Source organism: Curtobacterium sp. MCBA15_013, assembly GCF_001865095.1.
In the GTDB taxonomy this organism is placed as follows: Bacteria; Actinomycetota; Actinomycetes; order Actinomycetales; family Microbacteriaceae; genus Curtobacterium.
Genome location: NZ_MJGQ01000004.1, coordinates 313,539 through 320,265, shown reverse-complemented (window position 1 = coordinate 320,265; position 6,727 = coordinate 313,539). Strand labels below are relative to the sequence as shown.

Below are 6,727 nucleotides of genomic sequence, written 5' to 3'. Positions count from 1 at the left end.
GCCAGCTGGCACCGCGCCTCCTGGGCCCGAGGCGGTCGCGTCGACGACCGACGGCCGGTCCGCGCGGATCAGCCCGTGTTCTGCAGGCCGGCCGCGATGCCGTTCACGGTGAGGAGGAGCAGCCGGTGGTCACCGTCCGTCGGGTCCGTGCTGCCCGAGGTGCGGATCGCGCGGAGTGCCCGGAGCTGCAGGTGCGAGAGCGCGTCGACGTACGGGCTGCGGAGCCGGACGGCGCGTGCGAGGACGGGACGGTCCTCGAGGACGTCGCTCCCGCCCGAGACGCGCAGCACCCACTCGCGCGTGCGGAGCATCTCGTCGAGGACCTTCGCGGCGAGGTCGTCGCGGTCCGCGAGCTCGAGGTAGCGGCGGGCGATGTGCTCGTCGGTCTTCGCGAGCGACATCTCGACGTTCTTGATCATCGCGCCGAAGAGGGGCCACTCGGCGTACGCGGTGCGGAGGAGCTCCACGTCGCCGACGGCCTCGAGCGCGGAACCGAGGCCGTACCACCCGGCGAGGTTGATGCGCGCCTGCGTCCACGAGAACACCCACGGGATCGCCCGGAGGTCCTCGAGCGACTCGACGCTCAGACCGCGGCGGGCCGGACGGGAGCCGAGCGGGAGCAGACCGATCTCCTCCATCGGGGTCACGCGCGCGAACCACGGCGCGAAGCCGTCCGCCTTCACGAGGCCGTAGAACGCCTCGCGCGAGACGTCGTCGAGCTGCTGCGCGAGGTCGGCGAAGCGCGTGGCGGCGACGGCCGTGCGGTCCTCGTTCGACGGCGAGGACGCGAACAGCGTGGCCGAGGCCATCTGCTCGAGGTGCCGCGCGGCGATGTTCTTGTCGCCGTACTGGGCGAAGATGACCTCGCCCTGCTCGGTGAGCTTGAGGCGTCCGTCGATGGAACCGCGGGGCTGCGCCAGGACGGCCTCGTTCGCCGGGCCACCACCGCGGCCGAGCGAGCCGCCGCGGCCGTGGAACAGCGTGAGCTCGACGTCGTTGTGCTTCGCCCAGTCGGCGATGCGGGCCTGTGCGTCGTAGAGCGCGAGGTTCGCCGACACCGGACCGACGTCCTTGGAGGAGTCGGAGTAGCCGAGCATGACCTCGAGGCGGCGACCGGTCGCTGCGAGGCGACGCTGGAACGGCTCGGTGCGGACGGCCTCGTCGAGGATGTCGACACTGGCGTGCAGGTCCGCGAAGGTCTCGAACAGCGGGATGACGTCGAGCACCGGGGCGGCCTCGGGCGACCCGAGTGCGGCGACCGCGAGCTCGTGGACGTTCGCGAGGTCGGCTGCCGACTGCGTGAACGACACGATGTAGCGACTGGCGGCGCGGACGCCGTAGCGGGCCTGCAGCGCGGCGATCGTGCGGAACACGGCGAGGACCTCTTCCGTGGTCTCGCTCAGCTCCCCACCGGCGCGGATCTCGGCGAGGGCGTTCCGGTGCACCTGCGAGTGCTGCCGAACCTCGAGCTCGGCGAGGTGGAACCCGAAGGTCTCGACCTGCCAGACGAGGTTCTGCAGCTCGCCGTTCGCGGGACGGGTGGCCCCGGCCGCGACGAGCGACGTCTGGATCGTGCGGAGGTCGGCCAGGAGCGCGTCCGGCCCGGGGTAGGCGAGCTCGGCCTCGCCCCGGCGCGTGGCGTCGATGCGGGCGGCGACGAACAGGAGCGCCCGACGGTGCGTCTCGTTCGGTGCACGGACCCCGATGCGCTCGGCGATCCCGGCATCGAGGGACTCCTGCGCGGCGACGAGCGCGGTGAGACCGGCGTCCGCCGGGGTCTCGCTCGCGTCGAGCGTCAGGGTGCTGCCGATGCGGGTGGCGGCACGGGAGAGCCCGAGCAGGATGTGCTCGGCCGCGATCTCCGCCGCCTGGCGGGTGACGTCCGCCGTGACGTGCGGGTTGCCGTCGCGGTCGCCGCCGATCCAGGTGCCGAAGCGCACGAACGCCGGTGCGGTGACCGGCACGCGGCCGGCGTCGTCACCGAGCAGCCGGTCGTCGAGCAGGCGGTAGACCTGCGGGACGATCTCGAACAGCGTCTGGTCGAACACGCTCATCGCCGTGCGGACCTCGTCGAGCGGGGTCGGGCGGGTCGTGCGGAGCGGCGAGGTGCGCAGGAGGGTCGTGATCTCCTCGAGCAGCCGGCGCTCGTTCTCGGCGAGGGCCGTGGCGTTCGTCGTCCGGTCGCGCTCGTCGATGAGGTCGGTGATGCGCCGCACGGCCGTGGTCACCGCGCGTCGGCGGGCCTCGGTCGGGTGCGCCGTGAGGACCGGGTGGAACCGGAGTTCGCGCAGCCGGGCCGCAGCGGCCTCGTCGCCGACCTGCTCGACGAGCGAGGCGTACGTCGCCGGGAAGGAGTCCCCCGCGAGTCCGCCGTCGTCGCCGCGGTGCCGGAGCACGCGGACGCGGTGGTGCTCCTCGGCGAGGTTCGTGAGGTGGAAGTACGTGGTGAACGCCTGGGCCACGGCCTCGGCCCGCTCGGCGGACAGGTCCGCGACGATGGCCTCGGCACGCGCGGCGCCCTCGGCCTCGCCGCCCTCGTACGCGTCGATGACCGCGGCACGGAGGCTCTCCACGTCGTGCAGGAGGTCCTCGCCGCCGGTCTCCCGCAGGACGCGTCCGAGCAGCTTGCCGAGGTACCGCACGTCGGAGCGCAGGTCGCTGTCGACCGCGCCACTGACGTCGTCCCGCGCGCGTCCGTGGCGCGTCTGACCGTCGATCGTCATGTGGTCCTCTCCGGGTCTCGGCCGGGAAGGTCGTCCCGGTATCCCAGCAGCGTATCGGCCCGTCGGGACCGGTGACGACAACCGTCCGGACGGACCGCGGCGGGCGGGTGCGCGGCTTCGCTTCGTGAGCAGAAGAGGTCGCCGCGGCCAAGGGGACCCGACCGTTCCTGCTCACGAAGTGCCTCGGGCGCGGCGCCCGTTCCCATCGCACCCGGACGGACCACGGCGAGCGTTCGTAGAATCCGGCCAGGGATGCTCAGCATCCGTGGGTGGAGGGACGCCATGGACGAGACGGCTGAGCCGGCAGACCGCGAACCCGCCACGGGGCGGGCGCAGGACGACGTGGGGACGGGATCCGCGCCTCCTGGCCCGCCGGCCGACACGGCGGTCCGGAAGCCGCCCGTCGAGCGCTGGGTCTTCTGGCCGGCCGCGGGGATCGTGCTCGCGTTCGTCGCCGTCGCGCTCGCCGCGCCGCGTGCCACCGAGGACGTCTTCTCGGCCGTCCAGGGGTGGATCGTGCGGGACTTCGGCTGGTACTACGTGATCGCCGCGGCCGCGTTCGTCGTCTTCGCGATCTGGATCGGGTTCAGCCGGTTCGGCGACATCGTGCTCGGCCAGGACGACGAGGCGCCGGAGTTCTCGACGCTCTCGTGGCTGTCGCTGCTGTTCGCCGCGGGCATGGGCATCGGGCTCGTGTTCTACGGCGTCGCCGAGCCGCTCAGTCACTTCGCCTCACCACGGCCGGGGGTGTCGGGCGACGACGACGCCCTCGCGCAGCAGGCGCTCACGCAGACGTTCCTGCACTGGGGCCTGCACGCGTGGGCGATCTACGTCGTGGTCGGGCTCGCCCTGGCGTACGCGATCCACCGGCGGTCGCGACCGGTGTCGATCCGCTGGGCGCTCGAGCCGCTGCGCGTGGTGGGCGGGTGGGGCAACCTCATCGACGTCCTCGCGCTGATCGGCACGCTGTTCGGCGTCGCGACGTCGCTCGGGCTCGGCGTGCTGCAGATCGGGTCGGGGCTCGAGTACACCGGCGCGGCGGAGAACACCCGGGGCCTGCAGATCGGGTTGATCGTCGTCGTCACGCTGATCGCCGTCGGGTCGCTGCTGAGCGGCGTCGGCAAGGGCATGAAGATCCTGTCGAACATCAACCTCGTGCTGGCGGCCGTGCTGCTCGTCTTCGTCCTGTTCGTCGGCCCGACGCAGTTCCTGCTCGGCGAGTTCGTGCAGTCGATCGGGCAGTACGTGCAGGGCTTCGTCGGGCTGGCGTTCGACACGAGCGCCTTCGCGGGTCGGGCCGGGCAGGAGTGGCAGGGCGCGTGGACGACGTTCTACTGGGGCTGGTGGATGTCGTGGGCGCCGTTCGTCGGCATCTTCATCGCGCGGATCTCCCGCGGACGGACCGTCCGGCAGTTCGTGCTCGGTGTGCTGTTCGTCCCGACGCTGCTGACCTTCCTCTGGTTCGCGATCATGGGCGGGACCGCGCTGTACGACCAGCTGCACGGCACCGGCGACCTCGTCGGGGCGGACGGCAGCGTGTCGGTCGAGCAGGTCCTGTTCCAGCTGCTCGGCGGGATGCCCGCCGGGTCCGTGCTCGTGATCGGGGCGATCATCCTGATCGGGGTGTTCTTCGTCACCTCGGCGGACTCGGGTGCGCTCGTGATGGGCATGATAGCGACCGGCGGGCAGATCGAGCCGAAGAACTGGATCCGGGTGTTCTTCGCCGGGGTCACGGCCCTCGTCGCGGTGGCGCTCCTGCTCGCGGGCGGGCTGAACGCGCTGAAGACCGCGGCGATCACGACGGCGCTCCCGTTCAGCGTCGTGATGGTGCTGATGTGCTGGTCGACGGTGATCGCCTTCACGCGGGAGCGTCGGGCGTACGCGCGGGCGGAGCGTCGGGCGTTGATGGCGGACCTCGCGGACTTCTACCAGCAGGAGGTCGTCGAACCCGCGGAGCGCGCGCCGAAGACCGGCCCGATCCAGAAGCTCGCGCGCCGCATGCGGCACTGAGGCGGGGGGCGGCGGGCGGCGGGGTGGCGGGCGGCGGGGGTGGCGGGCGTCGGGCGGCGGGCGGCGCTTCGTGAGCAGAAGTGGTCGCCCGGGCTGCCCGCACCCGCCAGTTTCCGCTCACCAAGCGCCCGCCGCGCGGCGCGGGCGGCACGAGCGGAACGGCGCGCGCGGCGCGGCGCGGCACGGGCGAAGGGAGCGCCGGGATCGCGGCGCGTGGCGGAAGCACCCCTGCGAAGCGACGCGCTCCGCGATCCCGGCGGGTCTGGTGGGCGGCACGTGGCCGCTCGGGTCAACTCGGCTCGGTCACGCGATCACGGCCACGTCGTCGCCCGCGCCGTGCGGCCCGTCGTCGTCGGACCACGCCCCGGGACGGCCGAGCACCGGCCCCCGCGTCGCGTCGAGCCCCGCGAGCAGCCCGCTGTCGAGCCGGTGCGCCAGCTCGACCTCGGCGATCACCCGTTCGCGTTCCTCGGCCGACCACGGAGCCGCATCGAGCTGCGCCCGGTAGGTCTGCTCGAACGCGCTCGGGTCGGCGACCTGGTCGAAGATGTAGAACAGGACGCCGTTCGTCTCGAAGCCGAACTGCTCCGCGAGCAGCCGCCCGATGAGTCGCCCGCCGGACAGGTCGCCGAGGGACCGCGTGTAGTGGTGGGCGACGAACCCGCCGGGCCACGTCGCCGCGACCTCGTTCAGTCGTCGGACGTACGCGGTGGTCTCGGGCAGCGGGCACACGAGCTCGGACCAGTCCGGACCGATGAGGTACTCGAGGTCCGCCCGGATCGCCGGCATCCGCGTCAACTGCGACGTGACGAAGGGGGCAGCCACGGGGTGGTCCGCCATCCGCTCGGCCGCGCGCTCGAGGGCGTCGTACACGAACGCGTACTGTCCGAGCAGGGCCGCGTACTCGCCCACGTCGCACCGCCCGGCGAGCAGGTCCTGCATGAACCCGTCGCCACCCGACGACCCCTGCGAGCGACGCGTGCGCCGACGCAGCAGCTCGGAGAACGGGATGACGGTGTCCATGGAGGTAAGGCTAACCTTACTGAGCGGTACGTCAAGCACAGCGCACCCAGAAGTCGAGAGAGGAAGCTCGCACCGATGAGCTCGAAACCCAAACGCCCCCAGCACGTCTTCGTCGTCGACCGCACGGAGCGTCCCTCGCCGCACATGGTCCGCGTCCACCTCGGCGGTCCCGCCTTCGACGAGTTCGTCGCGGCAGCGGACCCGGAGCGGCTCGCCACCACGGACAAGTACGTCAAGCTCCTGCTCGCGAAGCCGTCGCTCGGGCTCACGCCGCCGTACGACCTCGAGTCGCTCCGCGAGTCGCTCCCGAAGCACGACCGGCCGGCGCGCCGTACCTACACCGTGCGCGCCGTCGACCACGAGGCGAAGACCATCGCCGTCGACTTCGTCGTGCACGGCGACGACGGCCTCGCGGGGCCCTGGGCGGCCTCGGCGCAGCCCGGCGACCTCCTCGCGCTCTCCGGTCCCGGCGGCGGGTACACCCCGTCCACCGACCCCGCCGTCACCCACGTGCTGCTCGGCGACGACAGTGCGCTCCCCGCGATCTCCGCCGCCCTCGAGGGCATGGCCGACGCCGCCACGGGCGTCGCCCTCGTCGAGGTGGCGGGTCCGGCCGACGAGCAGGACGTCGCGCACCCGGCCGGGGTCGACCTGCGGTGGCTGCACCGCGACGCCACCGGCGCCGAGCCGGGCACGCTGCTGCTGGAGGCGGCTCGCTCGCTGGAGCGCGCCTCCAGGCCGGTGCAGGTGTTCGCGCACGGCGAGCGGACCGCGATGAAGGCGATCCGTCGACTGCTGCAGGACGACTGGGGACTCGAGAAGTCCGAGATGTCGCTGTCCGCGTACTGGGCGCTCGGGCGCGCCGAGGACCGGTTCCAGGAGGAGAAGCGCGAACCGATCGGCGTCATCTTCACCGAGTAGCGCTCGGGCCCGGAGGCGCGGCTGACGTCGGTGGGTCGGGCTAGCGTTCC

The 6,727-nt window shown here is 72.7% G+C and carries 4 protein-coding genes; 2 read left to right on the top strand and 2 right to left on the bottom strand.

Annotation, left to right across the window (positions count from 1 at the left end; genetic code table 11):
- Positions 1 to 68: 68 nt before the first annotated feature.
- Positions 69 to 2,723, bottom strand: a complete 2,655-nt coding sequence (locus BIV01_RS03550) for a phosphoenolpyruvate carboxylase (protein ID WP_071301945.1) — start codon at positions 2,721 to 2,723, stop codon at positions 69 to 71.
- 282 nt (positions 2,724 to 3,005) lie between these two features.
- On the opposite strand from BIV01_RS03550, the gene BIV01_RS03545 reads away from it, so the two are divergent.
- Positions 3,006 to 4,733, top strand: coding sequence for a BCCT family transporter (locus BIV01_RS03545; RefSeq protein WP_071301944.1), 1,728 nt, complete (start codon positions 3,006 to 3,008; stop codon positions 4,731 to 4,733).
- 303 nt (positions 4,734 to 5,036) lie between these two features.
- Here the strand turns inward: BIV01_RS03545 and BIV01_RS03540 are convergent, their stop codons facing one another.
- The gene (locus BIV01_RS03540) at positions 5,037 to 5,756 is read right to left on the bottom strand and encodes a biliverdin-producing heme oxygenase (RefSeq protein ID WP_083413739.1); all 720 of its coding nucleotides are present in this window, start codon (positions 5,754 to 5,756) and stop codon (positions 5,037 to 5,039) included.
- A gap of 75 nt (positions 5,757 to 5,831) precedes the next feature.
- Between BIV01_RS03540 and BIV01_RS03535 the strand changes: the two genes are divergently transcribed.
- The gene (locus tag BIV01_RS03535) at positions 5,832 to 6,677 is read left to right on the top strand and encodes a siderophore-interacting protein (RefSeq protein ID WP_071301943.1); all 846 of its coding nucleotides are present in this window, start codon (positions 5,832 to 5,834) and stop codon (positions 6,675 to 6,677) included.
- Positions 6,678 to 6,727: the final 50 nt, after the last annotated feature.